The organism is Sulfurivermis fontis, assembly GCF_004001245.1.
GTDB lineage: Bacteria > Pseudomonadota > Gammaproteobacteria > Thiohalomonadales > Thiohalomonadaceae > Sulfurivermis > Sulfurivermis fontis.
Window position 1 is genome coordinate 755,132 of the sequence record NZ_AP018724.1, and the last position, 25,143, is coordinate 780,274.

General features: G+C 65.8%; 21 protein-coding genes. 17 read left to right on the forward strand and 4 right to left on the reverse strand.

Annotation, left to right across the window (positions count from 1 at the left end):
• Positions 1–5 precede the first annotated feature (5 nt).
• From EP379_RS03960 to EP379_RS03970, 3 genes are all read right to left on the reverse strand, one after another.
• On the reverse strand, positions 6–5,324 hold the full coding sequence (locus tag EP379_RS03960; RefSeq protein ID WP_172600368.1) for a YDG domain-containing protein: 5,319 nt from the start codon (positions 5,322–5,324) through the stop codon (positions 6–8).
• A 122-nt stretch (positions 5,325–5,446) separates the two neighbouring features.
• Positions 5,447–6,523: an AraC family transcriptional regulator gene (locus EP379_RS03965; RefSeq protein WP_127476065.1), complete on the reverse strand. Its 1,077-nt coding sequence runs from the start codon at positions 6,521–6,523 to the stop codon at positions 5,447–5,449.
• 683 nt (positions 6,524–7,206) lie between these two features.
• Positions 7,207–7,848, reverse strand: coding sequence for a HEAT repeat domain-containing protein (locus EP379_RS03970; RefSeq protein WP_127476067.1), 642 nt, complete (start codon positions 7,846–7,848; stop codon positions 7,207–7,209).
• Positions 7,849–7,991: 143 nt separating this feature from the next.
• Here EP379_RS03970 and EP379_RS03975 point away from each other — a divergent pair, with 143 nt between their 5' ends.
• The gene (locus EP379_RS03975; protein WP_232023966.1) at positions 7,992–8,285 is read left to right on the forward strand and encodes a segregation and condensation protein A; all 294 of its coding nucleotides are present in this window, start codon (positions 7,992–7,994) and stop codon (positions 8,283–8,285) included.
• 43 nt (positions 8,286–8,328) lie between these two features.
• Positions 8,329–8,547 (forward strand): DUF2835 domain-containing protein, encoded by a 219-nt coding sequence (locus tag EP379_RS03980; RefSeq protein ID WP_127476071.1) that lies wholly within the window; start codon positions 8,329–8,331, stop codon positions 8,545–8,547.
• 3 nt (positions 8,548–8,550) lie between these two features.
• Here EP379_RS03980 and rssA read toward each other — a convergent pair whose 3' ends face one another.
• Positions 8,551–9,492 carry a patatin-like phospholipase RssA gene (rssA, locus tag EP379_RS03985; protein ID WP_127476073.1) on the reverse strand — a complete coding sequence of 314 codons (942 nt, stop codon included), beginning with the start codon at positions 9,490–9,492 and terminating at the stop codon, positions 8,551–8,553.
• 123 nt (positions 9,493–9,615) lie between these two features.
• Here rssA and EP379_RS03990 point away from each other — a divergent pair, with 123 nt between their 5' ends.
• The 15 genes from EP379_RS03990 (at position 9,616) to lnt (ending at position 25,141) form a co-directional block, all read left to right on the forward strand.
• Positions 9,616–10,659 carry a thioredoxin family protein gene (locus EP379_RS03990; protein ID WP_232023967.1) on the forward strand — a complete coding sequence of 348 codons (1,044 nt, stop codon included), beginning with the start codon at positions 9,616–9,618 and terminating at the stop codon, positions 10,657–10,659.
• A gap of 26 nt (positions 10,660–10,685) precedes the next feature.
• On the forward strand, positions 10,686–11,462 hold the full coding sequence (gene mazG / locus EP379_RS03995; protein WP_127476077.1) for a nucleoside triphosphate pyrophosphohydrolase: 777 nt from the start codon (positions 10,686–10,688) through the stop codon (positions 11,460–11,462).
• A gap of 178 nt (positions 11,463–11,640) precedes the next feature.
• The gene (locus EP379_RS04000; protein ID WP_127476079.1) at positions 11,641–12,837 is read left to right on the forward strand and encodes an ammonium transporter; all 1,197 of its coding nucleotides are present in this window, start codon (positions 11,641–11,643) and stop codon (positions 12,835–12,837) included.
• Between the two features lie 109 nt (positions 12,838–12,946).
• Entirely contained in the window at positions 12,947–13,756 is an 810-nt protein-coding gene (locus tag EP379_RS04005) for an MlaE family ABC transporter permease (RefSeq protein ID WP_127476081.1), read from the forward strand.
• Positions 13,753–14,508: an ATP-binding cassette domain-containing protein gene (locus EP379_RS04010; RefSeq protein ID WP_127476083.1), complete on the forward strand. Its 756-nt coding sequence runs from the start codon at positions 13,753–13,755 to the stop codon at positions 14,506–14,508. Before EP379_RS04005 ends, EP379_RS04010 begins: the two co-directional genes overlap by 4 nt.
• Positions 14,509–14,510: 2 nt before the next feature.
• Positions 14,511–15,530, forward strand: coding sequence for an MlaD family protein (locus EP379_RS04015; protein WP_127476085.1), 1,020 nt, complete (start codon positions 14,511–14,513; stop codon positions 15,528–15,530).
• Positions 15,523–16,455: a tetratricopeptide repeat protein gene (locus tag EP379_RS04020; protein ID WP_127476087.1), complete on the forward strand. Its 933-nt coding sequence runs from the start codon at positions 15,523–15,525 to the stop codon at positions 16,453–16,455. Before EP379_RS04015 ends, EP379_RS04020 begins: the two co-directional genes overlap by 8 nt.
• 67 nt (positions 16,456–16,522) lie before the next feature.
• Positions 16,523–17,860, forward strand: coding sequence for a tRNA (N6-isopentenyl adenosine(37)-C2)-methylthiotransferase MiaB (gene miaB, locus EP379_RS04025; RefSeq protein WP_127476089.1), 1,338 nt, complete (start codon positions 16,523–16,525; stop codon positions 17,858–17,860).
• 129 nt (positions 17,861–17,989) lie between these two features.
• On the forward strand, positions 17,990–18,979 hold the full coding sequence (locus EP379_RS04030) for a PhoH family protein (protein ID WP_127476091.1): 990 nt from the start codon (positions 17,990–17,992) through the stop codon (positions 18,977–18,979).
• A 216-nt stretch (positions 18,980–19,195) separates the two neighbouring features.
• Positions 19,196–19,651: an rRNA maturation RNase YbeY gene (gene ybeY, locus EP379_RS04035; RefSeq protein ID WP_127476093.1), complete on the forward strand. Its 456-nt coding sequence runs from the start codon at positions 19,196–19,198 to the stop codon at positions 19,649–19,651.
• Between the two features lie 77 nt (positions 19,652–19,728).
• Entirely contained in the window at positions 19,729–20,622 is an 894-nt protein-coding gene (locus EP379_RS04040) for an HlyC/CorC family transporter (protein WP_127476095.1), read from the forward strand.
• Between the two features lie 58 nt (positions 20,623–20,680).
• Positions 20,681–21,481: an undecaprenyl-diphosphate phosphatase gene (locus EP379_RS04045; RefSeq protein ID WP_127476097.1), complete on the forward strand. Its 801-nt coding sequence runs from the start codon at positions 20,681–20,683 to the stop codon at positions 21,479–21,481.
• Positions 21,482–21,587: 106 nt separating this feature from the next.
• Positions 21,588–22,598 carry an FAD:protein FMN transferase gene (locus tag EP379_RS04050; protein WP_127476100.1) on the forward strand — a complete coding sequence of 337 codons (1,011 nt, stop codon included), beginning with the start codon at positions 21,588–21,590 and terminating at the stop codon, positions 22,596–22,598.
• Entirely contained in the window at positions 22,598–23,551 is a 954-nt protein-coding gene (corA, locus tag EP379_RS04055; RefSeq protein ID WP_127476102.1) for a magnesium/cobalt transporter CorA, read from the forward strand. The genes EP379_RS04050 and corA overlap by 1 nt, the downstream gene beginning before the upstream one ends.
• Positions 23,552–23,677: 126 nt before the next feature.
• Positions 23,678–25,141 (forward strand): apolipoprotein N-acyltransferase, encoded by a 1,464-nt coding sequence (gene lnt / locus EP379_RS04060; protein WP_197722853.1) that lies wholly within the window; start codon positions 23,678–23,680, stop codon positions 25,139–25,141.
• Positions 25,142–25,143 lie beyond the last annotated feature (2 nt).

Here is a 25,143-nt window from a genome sequence, read left to right on the forward strand (position 1 = left end):
CATCTTCACTTGCGCCTCCACTCCTCGTCATCGGGCAGGATGCCTTCCGGCAACCGGATGCCGCCGGCGATGACGAGCAGATTCGGCGAAGCGCCAAAGGCTCTGCTGCCGAGCCCCGGTGCATCGCTGACGTTATCTGCCGCCGTCTGTACGCTGACGAGCGCCGTCTCGAAGGATTGGCCCAAACTGCCACCTGAGCCGCCACCACCCGAGCCGCCACCACCCGAGCCGCCACCACCCGAGCCGCCACCACCCGAGCCGCCACCACCCGAGCCGCCACCACCCGAGCCGCCACCACCTGACGCCGTGATGCTAAGATCGGCACCCACATAGCTGATGGCGTAGTTGGGGTTGCTGGCATCGGTCACCGTGCCCTGCTGGATGGCATAGCTGCCCACGGCTTCGCCGGGGTCGCGCGCGAGGCTGCCGGTAAGAGTTTCCCCTGTAACCAGGCCGCAGTTGGTCGTCTGCCCCGCCGCGCAGCCGGTCGTATAGGTGAGCGCCGGATCGAGTTGGCCTTCGGTCTTGCTCTTGGCATCCGCTGTCACCACGACAGGACGCGGCGTGATGTCTGCACTGGCCGTGTCGGTGGGGTTTTGCAGCGCGTAGTTGCCGGCATCCGCCCCGGAGAGCGCACCGCCGGAGACAGTCACCGTCTTGCCGGTACCGGCGTTCTTGTCGGTAAAGGTGCCGCTGGCAGCGATCATCACTGTATCGCCCGTGACAATATCGCCGCTCGTGGCATTCACGGTGGCAGCGGTGGTGCCGTCATAGACCTTGTTGCTTGCCGTATAGCTCGCGGTGAGTGCCTTGGGTGTGATGTCGGCGGTCAACCCCGTGGGATCGGTGACGGTGTAGTTGCCAGCGTCCGCGCCGCTGAGCGTGGTGCCGCTGACGGTGACGCTCTTGCCCGTGCCGACGTTCTTGTCGGCAAAGGCCCCCGTCGCACCGCTGAAGCTCACCGTGTCGCCAGAGATGACGCCATCGAGACTGCCGCCCGAAAGAGTGGCGCCCGTCGTGCCGTCATACACCTTGTTCTGCGCCGTCATGCCGCTGATGGTCAGCGCCTTGGCGGTGATGTCAGCGGTGAGCGTTTCGTTAACCAGCGTGTAGTTTGAGGCAAGTCCGCCGTTCGCGCCGTCGGCCAGCGTATAGATGACGCTGACGTTCTTGTTCGTGCCGGCATTTTTGTCGGCGAATGCGCCAGTCGCCGATACCCCGAGCGTCTCGCTACCTACCAAGCCAGAAAGCATGCCCGGCGTCACTGTGGCGTTGGTCGTGCCATCATAGGTCTTGTCCGCCGCACTGCTGCCAGAAATCGTCAGCACTTTGGGAGTAATGGTCAGCGTGCCGTCGCCCAGGCTGTCGACCCAGACGGGGCCGCCGTCGGCATGGGCGAAGGCGAGGACGTTGGCATCGGCGAGGTTGTACACCGTGCCGGCGTTCGCCGTGGGCGTGACGGCGCTGCCCCAGCTCGCGGTGAGGTCGGCGAGCCGCGCGCCGGTCATGGCGAGGCCGGTGGCGGCGGTGTCGGTGCTGCCGTAGGCGCGGCCGAGGTTCTGGCCGTCGCTCACCCGCACGTAGGCCGAGTAGAGGGTCTCGTTGGGCTGCAGATCGCGCAGGACCATGTAGCCGCCGTTGACGCCGTCGTGGAGCGCCTTGGCCCAGACGCCGTCGAAATCCCAGCCGTCGTCGATGAAGCTGAAGGGGTTTTGCATCCCGGCGGTGGAAAGCCCGGTGGCCGAGAAGGTGCCGTCCACGGCGCCGCCGCCGTAGCCGTTGGACTGGCCGGTCGTGACCGTATCCCAGAAGCTGTGGGTGATGCCACCAAGGGCGCTGCTTGAAGTTTCCTGAACGCCCACCAGCCCGCCGGCGATCGTACCCGTCACGGAGCCGCTGGCATAGGTGTAGGAGACATCGGCAGTATGGGCGAAGTTGCTCCCGATCAGCCCGCCGGCCTGGTAGCCCGATACGTTGCCGGTCGCATGGGCGTTGCGGATGACGCCACCGTTCGCGCCGGCCAGCCCGCCGGCGGCGCTGGTGCCGCCACTGGCGGATACGTTGCCGGTGGCGTAGGCGTTTTCGATTCGCGCGTCACTGGTTACGGTCCCGACCAGCCCGCCCACCGCGGCAAACTCGCCGCCGCTGGACACCTCGGCGCCGGCCCAGGCATTGCGGACGGTGCCGCTGTTCATCCCGACCAGCGCGCCGACTTTGCCGGTGACATTGCCGCCCTTGACCTGGCCGCCGTCGATGCCGACGTTCTCGATCACCACGCCGGCATCGCGGGTCATCCCGAACAGGCCGACGTGCTCCAGGTCGGGGCGGTCGATGTAAAGGCCCGAAACGACATGGCCGCGGCCGTCGAAGCGGCCGCCGAACTGGAGCTCGGGATGCTGCGTACAGCCCCCCGGCCCGCAGCCCGTCTCCACGAACTGCCCGATGGGCGAGAAGCCGGGGCCTTGCGGGTTTCCGCCGCCGTCCAGCCCGGTAGCCCAGATGTTGGCGCGGCCCTCGCGCTGGAAATACGCATCGAGCTCGATGTCGTTGGCCAGCACGTAGCTTGCGTCCTGATTCATCGCCATCAGTTGCAGCTGGTGGGCGTTGGCGATGGTGTCGCTCCACTCCATGCGCAGCAGCGGGCGGAAGTGGCCGTCCTGGTCGAGCATGAACCAGGTGTTCGCGAAGTCGAAGCCGGCATAGCTCGCCTTTTTCAGGGCATCGGCGGTGGTAAGGTCATGGTCGTCGCAAGAGCCGCTCGAGATGAAGTAGCCGCAGCCCATCGGCGGAATAAGGCCGAGGGGATCGCGGCTGACGAGTCCGGCGGTCTCGCTGTCCCAATAGCTTTCGCTGAGCGAGGCGCCATGGGCCACCACGCCGACCAGCCCGCCGACGCCGCTTAGATTGCCCGTACCCGTCACCTTGCCCGAGGACCAGGCGCGGCTGATGCTGGCGAGCGCGCCCCAGTTTCTGCCGGCGATGCCGCCGACGGCATCGTTGCCGGTCACGTCGCCGGTGGCATAGACGTCGCTGACGACGCCCCAGTTCTCGCCCATCAGGCCGCCCGCCGCATCGCCGCTGGCGGTGACGTTGCCTTCGGCGTAGGCTTGGCTGATGCTGCCGTAGGTGACGCCGCCGGACTCCACCGCGTCGGCCTGGCCGACCAGTCCGCCGACGTGGTGGTGGCCGCTGACGTTGCCGGCGGCCCAGGCGCGGGTGATGTCGGCGTAAGTGCTCCGGCCCACGAGTCCGCCCACATAGGCGGCCTCGTAGCTCGCATCGGCGATGACCGCGCCGGTGGCGTGCGAGTCGGCGATCAGGGCCGTGTCGGCCGGGCCGGATCGTCGGAAATTGCCGACGAGGCCGCCGACGTTCCAGACGTAGCTCTCGATGCCATTGAAATTGCTGGCTTGGACACGGGCGGCGGACGAGGCGTTCTGGACCGTGCTGGAGATCAGCGTGCCGGCCAGTCCGCCGACGTTCTGGAGAACATCGGACCCGGCGGCCTCGACGAGCACGGCGCTGCCCGCATCGACCGACACGCCGTCGAGGGTGACCCGCAAGCCCTGACCGATCAGGCCGCCGACGTGATCCGCCGTGCCGCGCACGCTGCCGTCGACGAGATGGACGTTGGTCACGGCAGTATCCTGCGCATAGCCGATCAGCGCGCCGACATTCCTCTCCCCGGCGATGTCGAGCCCGCCGAGCGTCAGGTTGCGGATCTGCGCGCCCTGCGTCTGGCCGAACACGCCCACCTTGTCGCGGGTGCCCAGCATCTCGATGGACAGGGCGCTGATGGTGTGGCCCAGGCCGTCGAAGCGGCCGGTGAATTCGGCCGTGCTTCCGCCCGCCGCATGTCCGCCCAGGGGCGTGAAGGTGGTGCCCGCCTGCCAGACGTATTCCACATCGGCGCCGAGGGCGTAGTTGCCGGCGAGATCGCCGTTGATGTTCTGCAGGGCGGCGATGTCGGTGATGACGGTGTAGGTCGCGGCCGCCTCGCTCCCTTTCTGCGTCTGGAACAGCGAACCGGCGGCGAGGTTGACCGGCGCGTCGATGGTGTAGTCGCCGCTCGCGGTGGTCTGGGCGTATTGCAGGCGCAGGCCGTCGTTGGCCGTCGCGCCCGTCGAGGTCAGGGCCGCCCGGATGGCGATGTCGTCGTCGGCGCGCAGGGTGAGGACATGGCTGGACCAGGCGATCGGCGCGCCGACCGTGATGTCGCCGGCATCCGCGCCCGCCCCGGCCGTGGAGACGGTCACGTCGCCGCTTTGCAGGCCGGTCTGGATCGCGGCGGCCGCGGCCGCGTCGATCTCGACATCTACCGGGTCGATCAGCCAGGCGCCGCCCTGGGTGTCCACCTCGAGGTCCGGGGCGAGCGCGACCTTGGCCGCCGAGGTCTCGACGAAAGCGGCCTTCAACGCGCCCGCCGCGTTCGTCTGTCCAGTCTTCATGTCGGCAAGCAAGATGATTTCGCCCTGCTCGCCGGTGGCCAAGGTCTTCGCTTCGGTGATCCCCGTGTGGTTGATGACGGCGGCGGTGAGCTCATCGGCGGCCTGGGCGGTCAAGAGCACCCGCCCGCCGTCGGCGAGGATCGCGCCGCCCTGTGCGATCAGCGCATCGAGCGCCCCTTTCTCGACTTCGAGCTTCACCGGCCCGCCGAGATCGAGCCGCACGGTATCGGCCGCGGCCATGAGCACGTTGCCTTGCGGCGCTTCGATCCGCCCGACGTTCTCGATCCTGGCGGCGATGAAGGCCGCCGTCCCGCCGGGACTGACTTTGATGTCACCCTCGTTGCGGATGGCGGCATTGCCACTGCCGCTGAAGCGATAGTTGCCTGCCATGAAGTCTTCCACCGACAGGTCGCGCGTGGAGGCCACCAAGCCCCCGACCTCGACCCGGGCGGTGGGGCTGAAGAGCACGCCGTTGGGGTTGACGAGAAACACCTGGCCGTTGGCGGTGAGGCTGCCCTGGATGCGGGAGACGTCGGAACCGAGCACGCGGTTGAGCGCAATGGCGGAGGAAGAAGGCTGCACGAAGTTGACCGCATAGCCCTGCCCGATGGAGAAGCTCTGCCAGTCGGCGGCCAGGCGGTCGGTGCTCTGGCTCACCGTCATGGTGTTGCCGGATTGCGTGATGCTGCCCGATCCCGCGACGATCCGGCCGCCTTCGGGGAGATTGGCGGCAAGACTCAGTCCCGGCAGGACGGCGATGAGGCCAGCGGCGAGGACGGCAGAGGAGGCCCGCTTGCCGCGGGCGCGGGCGAATTCGGCGACGGCGACGAAGGCGCGGAGACGATCGCTCCAGACAAGGCGATAAGCGCGGTTCATGGTTCCCTCCCATGCCATGGATTGACAAACGGCAGGATTGAAACCGATCCGCGATGCGCGCGGTTTGCGGCGCCATCGCGTTTCTTTGCCGCGGCATCGCGGCGAGGGAGGTGGAAGGAAAGTCAGCGGACCGCCGAGGGCGGGTGGCCGAAATGACGCCGATAGGCGCGGCTGAAGGCCGCTTCGCTCGCATATCCGACACGGTGCGCCGCGAGCTGGACGGGCAGGCCGTCGGCGAGCAGCGTGCGCGCCGCTTCCAGCCGCGCGACGCGCAGGAATTCATAGACCGGCAGACCGAAGCGGCGGCGGAAGGCCTCGCGGAAGGCCGTGAGCCCGAGGCCCGCTTCCCGTGCGAGTGCCTCTATGGAAGGCGGGTCGGCCATCTGCGCGAGGAGCCGGTCACGCGCCCCGTCGAGGCGGCTGCGCACGAGCGGCACCAGCGACGGGCCCGGAGCGGTGCGCGGCGCATTCCACTCGTGCAGCAGCAAGGCGATCAGTTCCAGCGTCTTGCCCTCGCGATAAAGCCGTCCTTCCGGCCCCCAGGCGAGCGAGGCGGCCAGTTCGCGGGCGATGTGTTCGTACACCGGCAGCAGCGGCCAGGTAGATTCCCGCGGCGCGACCACGCCGGCGGCCGCGAGCGATGCGAGCGGCGGCGGCAGGGCGCCTTCTTCATACAGACGCTCGAGTCCGCGGCGGCCGATGGAGATGTCCACGGCAAAAAACGATTCCTCGCCGTTGCAGACCCGCGCCTGCGTCTGCTCCGGCGTGCCGAGAAAGATCTTCAGCTCGCCGCGGTTGAAGTGGATGCCATCCCCCCGGGTCTGACGGTAATCGCAGACACCGGACAGCGACAGGACGATGTTCACCGGATCGGCCTCCGGCCCGCCGGCGAGCCAGCAATCGCCTTCCAGCCAATGAGCGCGCGGCAGGGCGAGCGACAGACAGGCCACCGCGCCGCCGAGCGCGCCCGCCTGCAAGCGCAGGTCGCAAACCGGCGGCGCGGCCAAACCGGGATTCATCGGCCGCCCGCGGTCATCGACGATGCGGAAAGGCGCGTCGAGGGGCTGGGGATAAACGGCGGAACGGGAAGACATGCGGCGATTATCCCGCAGGGACGATGCCTCGGAAAGCCCCGGATCGACTGCGCAGTCGACGCGCAAACATAAGAATTCGAGACTGCAATCAGTATCGACTTTCAATATCGCATCATGGCGTGAAAGTCATAATCGCCTCCGCGCATCGCGGCGGACGGCATTCCCGCCCAGGGTGCTGAATTTCGAGTCATCTTCCCAGTCCGTTAAAGCACGTTAAGGAAGCTCTGAAGTAAGTTCAGAACTTCCGCGGCACAGGGATGTGCCGCCAATTTTCAACGACGATAAGTCGTTGAAAATTGAAGCCAAGCGAAAATCACACTTTTCGCTTGGCGTGGTTTTGTCCACGGAAGGACTTATGTCGCGCAGCCCAGGGAGGGGCGGGAGCGACCTGAGAAGTCCAGGATGGACTTATTCAGATATTCCTTAAAGGGTTCAGTACCCTTAAATCCATTCCAAAAGGTAGCCGTGTGCGCTGGCGTACACCACCCGCGCGATGCCGCAGGCGAGCGCCGATTCGGGGGAGACAAATCGGCAGGATTGCCGATTTGCACAGCCGCAGGCTGCCCGAAGGGTGAGGCACAGGGATGTGCCGAATGAAGCGCAGGGGACCGCGATAGCGGCGCGGGAGTCGGACCGACTTTCTTTGGTTACTTTCTTTGGCGGGACAAAGAAAGTAACCCGCGCGCGGGGCGGCTCCCCGCATAAAATCCAGCGCGCGACAGCGCACCACTCCCACGCGCCCCCTCCCGGCCTCCCCCATATGCATGGGGGAGGAGAAGGCCCCTTCGCTACACCTGCTGCAACACGTCCAACGCTTCCCCCGCTATCTCCCTCACATCCCCATTCTCATCCTCCAGCCGCGCCCGCAACAACGGGACCGCCTCCGCACTGCCGCTGAGACCGAGGTAATGACAGGCATCGGCGCGCACGCTGTGATCAGTTGCGCGGCTGAGTTCGCCCAGCGCGGGCACCAGCGCCTGCAATTCCGCGCTGCCGGCCTGGCCTTCGATCAATGCACCGACACCGACGCGCACCTGCATCGGCGTGTCGGCCTGGGTGAGCAGAGGCAGCAGGTGTGCCAGCCAGTCGGGGTGGCGGGCGAGTTGCTGTTCGGCGCGGGCGAGCTGGCCGTCGCGCAGCAGTTGTTCCAGGTAGCGGGTGATGCCGTCGGACTGGCCGGCCAGCTCCAGCCAGCGGCGCAATTCCTGCGGCGTTTGTGCGCCTTCCAGTTCGAAGGGGCCGAGGCGGGTCCAGGGGGCGGCGCGCACGCCGAGTGCGGCGGCCTGTTCGGGATGGGCGGCGGCGTTGATGACCTCGAGGCGGCCGATGCTGCCCTGTTTCACCATTTCGCTCAGGGCCTGCAGCACGACCGGGCAGTGCGGGCAGCCGGGGGCGATGAACAGCAGGGCGTCGGGGGGCGTGGCGGGCATGGGGTTTTCCGGGTTGAATTGGATAGGCGCAAAATCATTGCGGGTTATGGTTTTGATTTCACAGTATAAGGCTTTGGGATGGCGGCCGCATGTGGGGTACACTGCCGGGCAATGACGCGGGACTTCCCCCGCCGGAGAACATGATGAGCAACGAAACCCGCAGCAAAGAAGAACAGATCCTGCGCGCCGTGAAGATGACGCTGACCGGCGTGATCAAGGACACCGCCACCGCGCCGGGCATGAAGCATCCGCTGTCCGACCGCACCATCGAGGATCTGCGCCAGTGTCTGGTGCTGATCAGCGCGCGCGAGCAGGAGCTGGCCAGCGAGGCCGGGCGCAGCATGGACCTGCGGCCGCAGATGCCGGGCGATGTGAAGCCCAAGGCCGAGGTGGTGGTGCCGCTGCATCAGATTGGCCGCAGCAAGAAGGATCAGTAGGGTTCCACTGTCAGGGCGTTTCCGTCGCCCCGCCTCACGCGGTATGCCGACCGTCCGTTTTCACCTCAATATCCCGCCGGAGCGCTATCTCGCCTATTACCAGGGGGCGGCGCACAGCGTCATCGCCACCGGCCGCGACGGCCGTCGCGTGCAGTTTCCCGCCGAGCGGCTGCGGCCCTTCGTCACCCATGACGGGGTGCGTGGCGAGTTCGAGCTGGAGTTCGACGCCAACCACAAGTTTGTCGCCTTGCGGCGGATTTAGTCCCTATTTGCGCAGCCGTTCCAGCGCCTGCCGCAGCTGCGGCAGCTGGCGCTTGACGCAGGCGACGCCTTCGTCGATGGCCTCGTTGGCGCGGTCGAATTCCAGCAGGCCGAGCTGGCCCAGTTGCGGCGACAGCAGGATATCGGGTGGATCGCCGGCCATGCGGCTCTTGGTGATGCGGTCCTGCATGATGTTGATGGAACTGGCCAGTACCTCGAACAGGCCGGGCGGCGCCTCGGCATCTTTGCGCTCGCGGCGCCAGGCATTCATCGCACGTTCGCGCAAGCCGCTGTTGAGCTGCTTGAGCAGTTGATCGAACAGGTCACGGCGGCCTCCTTCCTCTGCGGCGGGCGTTTCCTTTTTGCGCTTGCCCTTCGGTGCCAGATGGCGGCCGACGATGTCGCTGTTGAGGTTGACGGCGATGATGAAGTCGGCGCCCATGGCCCGGCACAACGAGATCGGCACCGGATTGACCAGGCCGCCGTCCACCAGCCATTGCGCATCGATGCGGGTGGGCGAGAACAGGCCGGGGAGGGCGATGGAGGCGCGCACGGCCGGCAGCAGCGGGCCTTGCTGCAGCCATACTTCGTGGCCGCTGCCGAGGTCGGTGGCGACGGCGGCGAAGGGCAGGTCCAGCTGTTCGATATTGGTGTCGCGGATCTTGTCGCGGAAGGAGTCCATCAGGGTGACTCCCTCGATGAGGCCGCCCTGCATCTTGATGTCGAGCAGGCGCACCACGTCCCAGAAGGTGAGGGGGCGGACCCACCGCTCCAGCACGTCGAGGTTGCCGCTGGCATAGGCGGCGCCGACCAGGGCGCCGATGGAGCTGCCGCAGACGATGTCCGGCTCGATGCCGGCGTCGGCGAGGGCGCGGATCACGCCGATATGGGCCCAGCCGCGCGCCGAGCCGCTGCCGAGTACGAGACCAATCCTGCTGGCTGTCATGATGCTCCCTGTGAGGCGGTTGTACTGTCGTGCAGTGTAACCCTGCGGCGCGTCGGTGTTAATGTGCATCGCTGCGGGGCTTCGGGTAACATCGGTACTCGTCATCCCCGCCGGAGTCCGTGCGTGAAACAACACCTCGCCATCCTCGCCCTGTTGCTGTCCTGCGCCCTGGTCGGTGCGCCGCCGCTGCAGGCGGCGCCGGAGGATGATTTCGAGTCGCTGTCTTTTGATGATGCGCCGCTGGACGAGTCCTTCGAACATCCGGACTGGTTCAAGCTCAGTTTTCTCAACCTGCGCGAGGACCTGGAGGAGGCGGTGCAGGACGGCAAGCGCGGCATCATCGTCTACTTCGGGCAGAAGCATTGTCCCTATTGCAAGAAGCTGATGACGGTGAATTTCGCCAAGAGCGACATCGCCACCTACACCCGCACCCATTTCGATTTCATCGCCACCGATATCTGGGGCGATCGCACGGTGACCGATTTTACCGGCGCACAGATGACGGAAAAGGAGTTCGCCGAGCGGCAGCAGGCCACCTTCACGCCGACCCTGCTGTTCTTCGATGCCGACGGCAGGGAGGCGCTGCGCCTGCGCGGCTACTACCCGCCCTACCGCTTCCGCGCCGCGCTGGAGTACGTGGCCGACGGCCACTATCGCAAGGAAACCTTCCGCGAGTATCTGGAGCGCGCAGAACCGTTGCCGCGCTTCGAGCCGGACGACCTCAACGAGCAGCCGTTCTTCATTCCGCCGCCCTACGTGCTGGATCGCAGCCGCATCGCCGGGCAGCGCCCGCTGGCGGTGTTTTTCGAACAGGGCGACTGCCACGCCTGCGACGTGCTGCACAGCGGGCCGCTGAAGAATGAAGTGATCACCGGCCAGTTCGCCATGCTCGATGCGGTGCAGCTGGATATGTGGTCGGATACCCGGGTGGTGACGCCCGCCGGTCAGCGCACCACGGCGCGGCGCTGGGCCGACGAACTGGGACTGTTCTATGCGCCGACCCTGATCTTCTTCGACCGGCACGGCAAGGAGATCATCCGCGTCGATTCGGTGGTCAACTTCTATCGCCTGCGCAGCGTGCTGGATTATGTGCTGAGCGGCGCGCACCAGCGTGGCCTGTCGTTCCAGCGCTGGCGGCAGAATCCGATGCCGCGGACGGATCAGTAAAACATCTGCGGCCAAGATTTCATGCAATGAGCATCGATGAACTGATCAAGGTGATGGCGACCTTGCGCGACCCCGAGCAGGGCTGTCCGTGGGATCGTGAGCAGACCTTCGCCACCATCGCCCCCTATACGCTGGAAGAGGCCTACGAGGTGGCCGACGCCATCGCCCGGCAGGACATGGCGGAACTGCGCGAGGAGCTGGGCGACCTGCTGTTCCAGGTGGTGTTCCATGCCCAGATGGCGCGCGAGGCGGGACAGTTCGATTTCAATGACGTGGTGCAGGCCATCGTCGACAAGATGGTGCGCCGTCATCCCCATGTGTTCGCCGACGTGCCGGTGGCCGATGCCGCCGAGCAGACCGCGCGCTGGGAGGCGCAGAAGGCCGCCGAGCGTGCCGCCCGGGCGGAGCGGCAGGCGCACAGCGCGCTGGATGGCGTGGCGGTGGCGCTGCCGGCGCTGGTGCGCGCCGAGAAGATCCAGAAGCGTGCCGCCCGCGCCGGTTTCGACTGGCCCGACATCGCCGGGCCGCTGGCCAAGGTGCGCGAGGAGGTCGACGAGGTGGCGGCGGAGCTGGCGGCCGGTGCCGCGCAGGAGGTCGTGGCCGCCGAGATCGGCGACCTGCTGTTCGCCACGGTGAATCTGGCGCGCCATGCCGGGGTCGATGCCGAGACGGCGCTGCGCGAGGCCACGCGCAAGTTCGAGCGCCGCTTCCGGGCCGTGGAGGCGGGGCTGGGCAAGCCGCTGGCCGAGGCGAGCCTGGCAGAGATGGATGCGCAGTGGGCGGCGGTGAAGCGGGCGGAGTGAAGCGGCCGCGGCATTGCCCCGAGATGGATCGCCGCATCCCTTGTGGGCACCGCATTGGTGCAATGCGGGGACGGTCGGGAGCCGTCGGTGTCGTTAAGCCGTTGATTTTTATTTGAGGCACAACAATGGTGCGGTTCTTGCTCTACGTTGCGGCAGATTGCCGCTACGAGGAGCCAAGATGGAACCCAACACTGCACCAAACGATGTCCTGTTCGTCCTCCTGGGCGCCATTATGGTGCTCGCCATGCACGCCGGTTTCGCCTTCCTGGAGGTGGGCACGGTACGGCGCAAGAACCAGGTCAACGCCCTGGTCAAGATCATCTCCGACTTCGCCGTTTCCACCATCGCCTATTTCTTCATCGGCTACGCCGTGGCCTACGGCGTCAGCTTCTACAGCGCCGCGCCGACCCTGGCCGACAAGAGCGGCTATGAGCTGGTGAAGTTCTTCTTCCTCCTCACCTTCGCCGCCGCCATCCCGGCCATCGTCTCCGGCGGCATCGCCGAGCGTGCCAAGTTCCAGCCGCAGCTCGCCGCCACCTTCGTGCTGGTGGCCCTGGTGTATCCCTTCTTCGAGGGGATGGTGTGGAATGCCCGCTACGGTCTGCAGGACTGGCTCACCGCCGCCTTCGGCGCCGCCTTCCACGACTTCGCCGGCTCGGTGGTGGTGCATGCGGTGGGCGGCTGGATCGGTCTCGCCGCCGTGCTGCAGCTGGGGCACCGCAAGGGCCGCTACGGCAAGAACGGCGAGGTGTACGCCCACCCGCCCTCCAGCATTCCGTTCCTCGCCCTGGGCGCCTGGATCCTCACCGTGGGCTGGTTCGGCTTCAACGTGATGTCGGCACAGACCCTGGCGGGCATCTCCGGCCTGGTGGCGGTCAACTCGCTGATGGCAATGGTCGGCGGCACCCTGACGGCCCTGCTGGCGGGCAAAAACGACCCCGGCTTCGTCCACAACGGCCCGCTGGCCGGGCTGGTGGCGGTATGCGCCGGTTCCGACCTGATGCACCCGCTGGGGGCGCTCGTCACCGGCGGCATCGCCGGCGCCCTGTTCGTCTGGCTGTTCACCCTGGCGCAGAACCGCTGGAAGATCGACGACGTGCTCGGCGTGTGGCCGCTGCACGGCCTGTGCGGCGCCTGGGGCGGCCTCGCCGCCGGCCTCTTCGGTCTGGAGGCCCTGGGTGGCATGGGTGGGGTGAGTTTCGCCTCCCAGCTCGTCGGCACCGTGCTCGGCATCGTCATCGCCTTCACCGGCGGTCTGGTGGTATACGGCGCCCTGAAGAAGCTGGTGGGCATCCGCCTGTCCGAGGAGGAGGAGTTCCACGGCGCCGACCTGTCGATCCACAAGATCATGGCGGAGCCGGAATACGACCGCTGACCCTCTTGCCGGATTGTCTGCGAACGGGCCGCTTGTGCGGCCCGTTCCGTTTCCGCGGCGCGGATTCGGTATAGTGTGCGCACGAGCGCATGCCCCGACCCCCTGACCGATGATCGCCAAATCCCACCTGTCCCCCGCCGCGCTGGCCGGCCTGATTGGCCGCCGCACCCTGCAGTCGCTGCTGTACGTGGTGGACCTGACGGTGTTCGTGCTGTACGCCATGCGCAGCTGGGGCGGCCGCCGCGGCCTGTTCAACCGCGCCAGCTACCACGCCGTCATCGCGCAGATGATCTTCACCGGCATCGATGCCCTGTTGTCGGTCACCCTGCTCGGGCTGGCGGTGGGCGCCGGCATCACCGCCCAGTTGATCCTGCTGTTCCAGGTGGTCGGCAGCGAGGCCGACGTCATCAACGTGCTGACCAAGGTGGTGGCGCTGGAGCTGGCGCCGCTGCTCACCGCCATCATCGTCATCGGCCGCACCGGTTCGGCCATCGCCGTCGACCTCGGCAACATGAAACTGCACCGCGAGGTGGAGGGGCTGACCCTGCTCGGCATCGATGTGCAGGACTTCTTCATCAGCCCGCGCCTGGTGGGCGTGGCGCTGTCGCAGCTGATCCTGGCGGTCTATTTCGCGGTGATCGCCGTGGTCAGCGGCGTGTTCTTCAGCGCCCTGCTGGCGTCGTTCGGCTACCTCAAGTATCTGCTGGCGATCCCGCTGGCCTTCGACCCCGTCGCCCTGGTCGGTTTTGTCGTCAAGAACCTGATGTTCGGCCTGCTCATCGGCGGCAGCGCCTGTTATCACGGCCTGCGCGTCGGCATTTCGCCCACCGAGGTGCCGCAGGAGACGCAGCGCGCCATCGTCAACAGCCTGGTGCTGATCTTCCTGCTCGACGGCCTGATGGCGGTGACCCTGTTATGAGTGATGAGGTGCTGCTGCGGGCCGAGGGGCTGGTGCCGGCGGGGCTGGACGCGCCGCCGGCGCTCGATCTGGTCCTGAGCGGCGGGCTGGTGGTGCTGGCCGGTCCGGGGCGGGAGCGGCTCAGGGCCTGGCTGCATACCCTGGCCGGCCTGGCGCCGCCTGCCGCGGGCAACCTGCTGCTGCTGGGGCGGCCGCTGAACGGGACCGGGGCGCACCGCTGGCAGCAGCTGCGCCGGCGCGTCGGCTATGTCAGTCCGGCGGTGCCCCTGCTGTCCATCATGAGCGGCCTGCGCAACGTGATGCTGCCGGCGCATTACCACCGTCTGGCGCCGGAGCACGAGGTGGAGCGGCGGGCGCGGACACTGTTGGGCGAGATCGCCTATGATGCCGATCATGACACCCTGCCGGCGCACATGAGCGAGCTGCAGCGGCGCCATCTGCTCATCGCCCGCGCCCTGATCCTGGAACCGCGCGTGCTGCTGCTGGAGCAGCCGCTGGACGGCCTGGATGTGCCGGCGGCGGAAGCGTTACGCAATTATCTGGTAGAGAAGGTGCGGCCGCGGGTGGAGCTGCTGCTGGTGGCGGCCAATGACGCCCTGCTGGCGCGCCGGGCCGATGCGGTGTTGTTCGCCAGCCGGCAGAGCGTGCGCCTGTTCGACAGCTGGGCGGCATTGCTGGCCGACCAGGCCGCCGACGTGCAACGCTATCTGGAAATGGAGCGCCGCCCCTGCGCGGCGCTGGAGCCGAACTGAGCATGGCCGAGCAACGCGTTCATTACATCCATCGCCTCAGCTACAGTGCGCGCGAGCGCCTGGTGGGCGTATTCGTGCTGGTGGCGCTGGCGGTGGTTTTCGGCCTGATCTTCGTCAACAGCCGTACCTCCCACTTGTTCGAGGAGCGTATCGGCTATCACGCCTATCTGAAGAACGCCCAGGGCGTGAGCACCGAATCGGTGGTGAAGATCTCCGGCATCGAGGTGGGGCGCGTCTCCAGCATCGATATCGCGGCGGACAACCGCGTGCACCTGGAGCTGTTCGTCTACAAGCGTTTCCAGAATCTGCTGCGCGCCGACTCGCGCGGCGCCCTGTCCAAGCTGTCGGTGCTGGGCAAGGCGGTGATCGACATCTCCGCCGGTTCGGTCAGTGCGCCGCTGCTGCCGGAAGGGGCGACCCTGCACATCGAGGAGCCCAAGTCGCTGGATGAGCTGATGGCCGACCTGACGCCGGTGCTGGAGAAGGTGAACCGGATCGTCGACGGCGTCGCCACCCTGGTGCAGGCGGTGGAGCCCGGTGATGTCGCCGCCACCTCGCGCGAGATGGCGCGTACCCTGGAGAGCCTGCGCGCGATCAGCGAGCAGATCGCCTCCGGCAAGGGGGCCGTCGGCCACGCGGTGTTCAACGCCGATACCGAGCGCCAGGTCAGCAGTTCGCTGGCGAGTCTGGAATCGCTGTTGCGCAAGGCCGACCAGCGCCTGAGCGAGATGGAGCCGCTGCTGGCCAATGCCGGCGCCATCACCGCCGAGGGGCGCACCACCACGAAGGCGCTGTCCGGCCTGGTGGTGGAGGCGAAGGACCTGGTGAACCAGATGAACACCGCCATGGGCACGGTCAACGTCGAACTGCAGCAGCTGCCCGAACTGGTCAGCCGCATGAAGCTGCTGATGGACTCCACCGATCGCACCCTGCAGGGCATGCAGCGCATCTGGCCGCTGTCGGCCGCCGTGCCGGCAGACGGCGAGGAAACCCTGATCGAGGCCCAGCCGCGCAATGACTAGACTCTGGCTCCTTCCCCTCGCCGCCGTCCTGCTCGCCGCCTGCGTCAGCGCCCCGGAGCAGCGCCCGGCGGCCCTGCTGCAGGGTGAGCGCATCCTGGCGATGGGCGTGCAGTCCTTCCGTGCCGATGACTATGCCAATGCGGCGACCCATTTCACCCAGGCCCTGGCCCATTATCAGGGGCTGGACCATCAGGAGGGCATACTGCGCGCCCGCATCAACCTGGCCGAGACGGCGCTGGCGGTGGGCAATGCGGCGGCGGCCGAGCGTCATCTGCTGGCTGCCGCACCCCTGGCGGAGGGCGCGGCCGCGCAACGGGTGCAGTTGCTGCGTTCGTCGGTGGCCCTGCAGCAGGGGCGGTACGCGGCGGCAGTGGAGCTGCTGACACCGCTGCTGGCGGGAGCGCCTGGCAGCGAGACCGTCTATCGCAGCGCCCTGGCCAACCGCGCCGATGCCGCCCTGCTGGGCGGGGAGGCCGAGGCGGCCGCCTGGGTGGAGCGCTATGCCGCCGCCGTGGGCGGGGGCGCGGATGGATTTGCCGCGCGCCTGCACCGTTTCCGGGCCGAGCTGGCGCGCCGCGCCGGCGATCATGCCGCGGCCGCGGCGGCCCTGGAGCAGGCGCTGGCGCTGTACAAGGCCCTGCCGGATCGACCCGGCACCGCCGCCACCCTGGAGGCCTGGGGTGAGCTGCTGGCGGAGCAGCAGCAGTGGGAGGCGGCCGCCGATCGCCTGGAGCGCGCCCTGCACATCCGCCTGTGGCTGCTCTCGCGGCACCATAGCGCCGCCGACCTGCAGCGTCTCGCCGCCGTCAACGAGGCACGCGGCCAGCCGCAGCGGGCGGCGGCGCAGCGCCGCTGGGCGGAGATCGTGGCCGGTGATGGCCGTATCGACTGGGGCGCATTGCAGCGGGAAGTACTTCCCCAGTAAAACACTAATAAATGACACCGGGCCGGGTTGGTTATAAAATGAGCGCCCTTTTTTGCCGGCCCGTTCCATGACCCGTTCCGTATACATCAAGACCTTCGGCTGCCAGATGAACGAGTACGACTCGGCGCGTCTGGTGGACGCCCTGCGCGCCGAGTGCGACCTGGTGCCGGTGGACGCCCCGGAGCAGGCCGACGTGCTGCTGCTCAATACCTGCTCGGTGCGCGAAAAGGCGCAGGAGAAGGTGTTCTCCCAGCTCGGCATGTGGAAGCCGCTGAAGGAGAAGAATCCCGCCCTGGTGATCGGTGTCGGTGGCTGTGTGGCGAGCCAGGAGGGCGATGCCATCCGCCAGCGCGCGCCCTACGTCGACCTGGTGTTCGGCCCGCAGACCCTGCACCGCCTGCCGACGATGCTGAAGGCGGTGTGGGCCGAGCATCGGCCGGTGGTGGACGTGTCCTTCCCCGAGATCGAGAAGTTCGATCGCCTGCCCGAGGCGCGTGCCGAGGGGCCGAGTGCCTATGTCTCGGTGATGGAGGGCTGCTCCAAGTTCTGTACCTATTGCATCGTGCCCTACACCCGCGGTGCCGAGGTGAGCCGCCCCTTCGATGATGTCATCGCCGAGGTGGCCGGTCTCGCCGCGCAGGGCGTGCGCGAGGTGAATCTGCTGGGGCAGAACGTCAACGCCTATCGCGGTGTGATGCACGATGGCGAGATCGCCGACCTGGCCCTGCTGATCCACTACGTCGCCGCCATCGACGGCATCGAGCGCATCCGCTACACCACCTCCCACCCGATGGAGATGAGCGACCGCCTGATCCAGGCCTATGCCGAGGAGCCCAAGCTGGTCAGCTTCCTGCACCTGCCGCTGCAGAGCGGCTCCGATCGCATCCTGGCGCTGATGAAGCGCGGCCATACCACACTGGAATACAAGAGCATCATCCGCCGCCTGCGCGCCGTGCGTCCCGACATCTGCATCTCCTCCGATTTCATCGTCGGTTTCCCCGGCGAGACGGAAGAGGATTTCCAGGCCACCCTGCGCATGGTGGAGGAGATCGATTTCGACCACAGCTTCAGCTTCATCTACAGCCCGCGCCCCGGCACGCCGGCGGCGGACCTGCCCGATGACGTGCCCCTGGAAGTGAAGAAGGAACGTCTGGCGCGCCTGCAACAGATCATCAATACCAACGCCCAGCGCATCAGCCGGCAGATGGTGGGCACGGTGCAGCGTGTGCTGGTGGAAGGCCCCTCGCGCAAGAACGCGCAGGAACTCACCGGCCGCAGCGAGAACAACCGTGCGGTCAACTTCCCGGGCGATGCCGCCCTCATCGGCCAGTTCGCCGACGTGCGCATCACCGAGGCCCTGCCCAACTCCCTGCGCGGCGAGCTGGTCCGCGCCGCGGCGGCATGATGGTGAAAGTCAGCAGCCTTCAACGCAAAGACGCAAAGGACGCGAAGATCGCAAAGGTTTTCAAAATGAGTTCTTTGCGCCCTTGGCGTCCTTTGCGTCTTTGCGTTTAACGGCTTTTCCTTAGGAGCGATGCCCGTGAACGCGACGCCTGAATCCGTCGACCTGACCCTGGAACCCGCCGACAACGCGCGGCTTTCCAACCTGGGCGGGCCGTTCGACGAACACCTGCGCCAGATCGAGCGCCGCCTCGGTGTGGAGGTGAACAACCGCGGCAATGCCTTTCGCATCATCGGCGAGAGCGATTCGGTGCGCGCCGCGGCGGAGGTGCTGAAGGGGTTGTATGCCGCGACGGCGACGGAAAAGCTGACCGCGGCGCGGGTGCATCTGTTTTTGCAGGAGTCCGGTGTCGAGGCGTTGCTGGAGCGGCACGAGGCGGAGGAGGTGGACGTCACCATCCGCACCCGCCGCGGCGCGATCCAGGGGCGCGGCCCCAACCAGAAACGCTACCTGCGCAACATCATCAGCCACGACATCAACTTCGGCATCGGCCCCGCCGGCACCGGCAAGACCTATCTCGCCGTGGCCTGCGCGGTGGAGGCGCTGGAACGCGAACAGGTGCGCAAGCTGGTGCTGACGCGGCCGGCGGTGGAGGCGGGTGAACGGCTTGGCTTCCTGCCCGGCGACCTGGCGCAGAAGGTGGACCCCTACCTGCGCCCCTTGTACGACGCGCTGTATGAAATGCTCGGCTTCGAGCAGGTGGCGCGCCTGATGGAAAAGCAGGTCATCGAAGTGGCGCCGCTGGCCTACATGCGCGGCCGCACGCTGAACGACGCCTTCATCATCCTCGACGAGGCGCAGAACACCACCACCGAGCAGATGAAGATGTTCCTCACCCGCATCGGCTTCGGTTCCACCGCGGTGATCACCGGCGATGTCACCCAGATCGACCTGCCGCGCGGCACGCCGTCGGGCCTGCGCCAGGTGATCGAGGTGCTGAAGGACGTGGAGGGGATCAGCTTCACCTTCTTCCTCGCCAAGGACGTGGTGCGCCACCCGCTGGTGCAGCGCGTGGTCAACGCCTACGAGCGCTTCGATACCCAGGCACCGAAGCACGAATGAGGACCGAAAAGATTTCAACGCAAAGACGCAAAGGACGCCAAGAGCGCCAAGAGCGCAAAGGGGTTATTGCATCAACGGACCTGTAGGAGCGTCTGGGGCGATGAGGTGTATGGAAAACCTACGCCCAAGCGCGGCAGTGCCGCTCCTACTCAGGAAGTCTTTGCGAACTATGCGTCCTTTGCGTCTTTGCGTTTAACGTCTTTTGACTTTGGTAAAATGGAACCAGTGATCGACCTCGACCTGCAAGTTGCTTCCGCTGCCTCCGGCCTGCCGGCCGAGGATGATTTCCGCCGCTGGGTGGCGGCCGCCCTGGCGGGGCGCCGCGACGAGGCGGAGCTGACCATCCGCGTGGTGGATGAGGAGGAGAGCGCCGAGCTGAACGGCACCTACCGCTACAAGCTGGGGCCGACCAACGTGCTGTCCTTCCCCTTCGAGGCACCGCCCGGCGTGGAGCTGCCGCTGCTGGGCGACATCGTCATCTGTGCTCCGGTGGTGGCGCGCGAGGCACAGGAGCAGGACAAGACCGCCGCGGCGCACTGGGCGCACATGACGGTGCACGGCTGCCTGCATCTGCTGGGCTATGACCACATCGACCCGGCCGAGGCCGAGATCATGGAAAACCTTGAAAGGGATGTGCTCTCTGCCCTAGGCTATGCGGACCCCTACGCCTGAAGGCAACGGTCAAAAAACAGTCACCCGATTGATTTACTATCGATTCAACCTCTTTATTCCTCTCCGGACTATCCCCTATGAACGACGGTCGACCTAGCGGCGACAGCAATGAACCACGGCGCAGCTGGCTGGAGCGCCTGGGTCAGGCCCTGCAGGGCAACGAGCCCAAGGACAAGGAAGACGTCATCGAATTTCTGCGTGATGCCCACAAGCGTCACCTCATCGACGGCGATGCCCTGGACATGCTCGAGGGGGTGCTGTCGGTATCCGACATGCAGGTGCGCGACATCATGGTGCCGCGCTCGCAGATGGTGGTGGTGGAGCGCGAACAGGGACTGAACGACTTTTTGCCGATGATCATCGACGAGGCCCACTCGCGCTTCCCGGTGATCGGCGAATCGCGCGACGAGGTGCTCGGCATCCTGCTGGCCAAGGACCTGCTGCCCTTCGTGGCCCGCGGCGGCGACGGTTTCGATATCCGCGAGGTGCTGCGTCCGGCGGTGTTCGTCCCGGAGAGCAAGCGTCTCAACGTGCTGTTGCGCGAGTTCCGCACCAGCCGCAACCACATGGCCATCGTGGTGGACGAATACGGCGGCGTCGCCGGCATGGTCACCATCGAGGACGTAATAGAGCAGATCGTCGGCGAGATCGAAGACGAGCACGACATCGACGAAGACGACATCGAGATCCAGCAGATCGGCAAGGGCCGCCACACGGTGCGTGCGCTGACCTCCATCGAGGACTTCAACGAGTATTTCGGTTCCAGTTTCTCCGACGAGGAATTCGACACCATCGGCGGTCTGCTGCTGGCGCAGTTCGGGCATATGCCCAAGCGTGGCGAAGTCGTGGACATGGGCGGACTGCGCTTCAAGGTGCTGCGCGCCGACAGCCGCCGTTTGCACCTGGTGGAAGTCACCAAGGTGCCGCCGGCAGAAAACGTTGGCGATTACACCGGCGAGGGGATCGCTTGACGACGGTTTCGTCTCCCTCCACGCTGGCAGTTCGTTCCTATGGCAGCGGGGAACGTTGATGGACCTGCTGCACGCGCTTCTGCTCGGTATTCTGCAGGGAATAACGGAGTTTCTCCCGATCTCCAGTTCGGCACATCTGATTTTGCTCCCGGCTTTGGCGGGTTGGGCCGATCAGGGCGTTGCCTTCGATCTCGCCGTACATGTTGGAACCTTGCTGGCAGTGGTGCTCTACTTTCGTCGTGACGTGCTTGGGTTGACCCGAGATGCCATGGCGTCGGTGCTGCAGCGGCGCCTCGTCGGGCAGGGATGGCTGGCGTGGTATTTGGTCATTGGCACCATTCCGGCAGCCTTGGCCGGTCTGCTGTTGCTGGATGTGATCGACACCCGGTTGCGCGCGGTCCAGATCATTTTTTTCACTACCCTTGGTTTCGGTCTGTTGCTGGGTTGGGCCGATTGGCGCCCCAACAGCAAGCGTGCGTTGCGCGGTTTGACTTGGCAGATTGCCATGTGGGTGGGGCTGGCACAGGCGATTTCCCTCATTCCCGGCACTTCCCGTTCGGGGGCCACCATCACCGCCGGCCTGCTGTTGGGACTTGGCCGCGAGGCCGCAAGCCGTTTCTCGTTCCTGCTTGCCATCCCCATTACCGCACTGGCCGCCGGGGCCAAGCTCCTGGATACCGCCGCCAGCGATGCTCGCGTAGACTGGGGGGCCTTTCTGGCAGGCGGCATATCGTCTTTCGTGATGGCATTGATTGCCATTCACATTTTTCTGAAATGGCTCAACCGCTTTGGCATGTGGCCGTATGTCCTCTATCGTGTGGCGCTGGCCATGGTGATCTATCAGGTGTTGATGAATTGAATATGTGGATGCTGTCAGACATTTCGATCCATGTCCTGTCGCTGCGCAGGGTGATGACAGCTTGTGCTGACGGGGGCATTTTGCATACCGGATTGGTACCGGCGTCATGAAGTGGCTGATGGTCATCCTCCTGGCGTTTGCCCTGGTTGCCTGCGGGGGCCCTCAAGTGCAGACCCTGAGCGGCTACGCGCAAGGCACGACCTGGCATGTCGCCATCTGGTCCACTAAACCGGTGGACGTGGTGGACCTGCAGGCGCAAATCAACACCGAATTCGACCGGCTGGATCGTGTGCTGTCCAACTATCGGCCTGATTCGGTCATCGAGCGTTTCAACCGTTCCGCCACTACGGCCCCGGCGGATGTCGATACGGAAATCGTTACCCTGGTGCGTATCGCAAACGGTGTCAGTCAGGCCAGCGGTGGCTGCTACGATCTGACTGTCCGGCCATTGTTCGACCTGTGGGGCTTTGATCGTGACACGCTGACACCGCCGACACCTGCTGCGCTGGCGCAGGTTCAGGCACATGTCGGGTTCGATAAGCTGACACTGCCGTCCGCTACCCGCTTGCAGAAATCCGATCCCGAAGTGCGGGTGGACCTCTCGTCCATTGCTCAGGGCTACAGCGTCGGGCGAATCGCCGAAGTCGTTGCAGCAGCGGGAATCGAAAACTATCTGGTGGAGATCGGCGGCGAGTTACAGACCCGGGGGCGCAAACCTGACGGTTCCCATTGGCGCATAGGTATAGAGCGGCCACTACCCGGTGGTCGTTCCGTGCAGAAGGCTCTGACCATTCGCCGTGAGTCACCCACGGCAGTGATGACGTCGGGAACCTACCGTCATTATTTCGATTTGCAAGGCAAGCGCTACAGCCATATCCTGGACGCCCGTTCCGGCGCGCCGGTCATGCACGATACCGTTTCTGTTACCGTCATCAATGACAATGCCACTTTGGCGGATGCCTGGTCGACCGCATTGTTGTGCATGGGGCGCGACGCAGGCGTGCATGTTGCACAGCAACATGGTATCGCCGCCCTGTTCATTTCCGATGCCGATGGTACGTTGTACGAAACGGCGACCCCTGCTTGGCGTGCGATGAAAGACATTGAGGTGAACTGATGCTTAGGTTGTTCAGTATCGATGGGGGACTGATCCGGGAGATCGTGTGTCCAACGGATGAGATCGGTGATTGCCTGGCCGAGGCCGATTGGATCGATGCCTATGAACCCAACGATGCAGAGCGCTTACTGCTCGAGAGCATGCTGCACGCCGATCTGCCGGAATCGGATGAGGTGGAAGAGATCGAGGCCTCGGCGCGCTGTTTTGTCGATCAGGCGGGGGTCCATGTCCACTCCTTGTTTTTGGTGCAGGCAGAGGGCAGGCACACCACTGTTTCCGTGGCCTGCATTCTGCAGAAGGAACGCCTGATAACCATCCGGGAAGATGATCTGGCTGATTTCCGCCTGTTGCGTATGCGCGCGCGACGGGGACAGGTGGAGGCACAGTCACCGCAGGAATTGTTGGTGACTTTGTTCGAGCAAAAAGTGGAGAACCATGCCGATACACTCGAAGATATTCACCGCCAATTGGAAAGCGTCAGCTATCTGGTACTGGAGGATGATAGCTCCGAGTTGGAGGATGCCATCAGCAAGCTGGCAAGGCTGGAGGATAGTAATGGCAAAATCCGTTTGTGTCTGATGGATACCCAGCGCGATATCTCCTTTCTGTTGCGCCATCTGCGTGTCGAGCCAGGGCAGGCGGAGACGTTGCGTGATGTGATGCGTGACGTGGAGACCTTGATGTCCCATACGACCTTTCTGTTCGACAAGATCAATTTCCTGATGGATTCGACCCAGGGCTTCATCAACATCGAACAAAACCAGATCATCAAGATATTCTCGATTGCCGCCGTGGTCTTTCTGCCACCTACGCTCGTCGCCAGCATCTACGGCATGAATTTCGAGTACATGCCTGAGTTGACGTGGTTGTTGGGCTATCCCTGGGCCATCGGCTTGATGGTGATCTCGGGTATCGCGCCGTACTGGTATTTCAAGCGCAAGGGCTGGTTGTGACATGACATGGGGCCGGCCCCCGTGGCTGGCGATTTTTTGTCGGTGCACTGACGGGGATTTGTAACGATGGTCCGCGCGGGGAGGGGGCAAGGTTTATGGGCTGATCTGAGCGCGACCCTGGCCGGTATGTTTCTGCCGCTGGCCTTTGCGCCGTTCGGCTGGTTTCCTCTCGCGGTGTTGTCTCCGGCACTGTTGTTTTTCTCCCTGTATGCACTGAGTCCGCGCACCGCGCTGCGGCGCGGTTTTCTGTTCGGTCTCGGCCTGTTCGGTGTCGGCGTGTCCTGGGTGTATGTGGCCATCGCTGACTTCTCCGACAGCGGCGCCGTCACCGCCGTGATACTCACCGCGCTGTTCGTTGCCGCCCTGGCGGCCTATCCCGCCCTGTTCGCCTATGTCGCCGCCCGTTGGTGGCGGCGGGGTGCCCTGCCGCTGGCGCTGTGGTATCTGGCGGCCCTGCCGGCGCTGTGGATGGGGTTCGAGTGGTTGCGCGGCTGGCTATTCACCGGGTTTACCTGGCTGCAACTGGGTTACAGCCAGACGCAGTCGCCGTTGGCCGGGCTGGCGCCGCTGTTCGGCGTCTATGGCGTCGGCCTGGTGCTGGCGGTGAGTGCCGGGGCGCTGGCCTGGCTGCTGCACAGCGGACGCCGTGCCTGGCCCGGCGTGGCGCTGGCGATGTGTCTGTGGCTGGCTGGCTGGGGGGCGCAACAGATCGAATGGACGCGGCCGGTCGGTGAGCCGCTGCGCATGGCGCTGATCCAGGACAACCTGCCGCAGGCTACCAAGTGGGACCCGGCACAGTTCAATGCCCGGCTCGAGCTGTATGCCCGATTGACGTTGGAGAATCTCGGCGCGGTGGACGCGGTGATCTGGCCGGAGAATGCCGTCACCGTGTTCTATCACGAGTTGAAGGATGACTATTTCGACTGGCTGGCGGCGCAGGCGCGGGGGCAGGGCACCGACATCGTCGTCGGGGTGCCGGTGAAGCGGCGTGACGCGCCGGGTTACTACACCAGCCTGATGGTGCTGGGGGCGCAGGAGGCCGCGTACCACAAGCACCATCTGGTGCCGTTCGGGGAATTCGTGCCGCTGGAGGGACTGCTGCGCGGCCTGATCAGCTTCTTCGATCTGCCCATGTCCGGCTTCTCGTCCGGGCCGGCGGCGCAGCCGCCGCTGCCGGTGGCGGGGCAGCGCGCCGCCATGTCCATCTGCTACGAGGATGCCTTCGGCGAGGAACTGTTGCACAACTTCCCCGCCGCCACCCTGCTTATCAACGGTAGCAACAACGCCTGGTACGGCGACTCGCTGGCGCCGCACCAGCATCTGGAGATCGCGCGCATGCGCGCCGTGGAAAGCGGCCGTCCGCTGGTGCGCGCCACCACCACCGGCATCTCGGCGCTGGTCGATCACCGCGGCCGCCTGCTCGCCATCGCGCCACAGTTTGTGGAGTACGTGTTGCGCGGCAGCGTACAGCCCATGCAGGGCATGACGCCCTATGCCCGCTGGGGTAACTGGCCGGTGCTGCTGCTGTTGCTGCTGCTGGCGGGAGTGAACATCGTCGTCCAGCGGCGGGGTCAAGTGATATCCTCATGAAA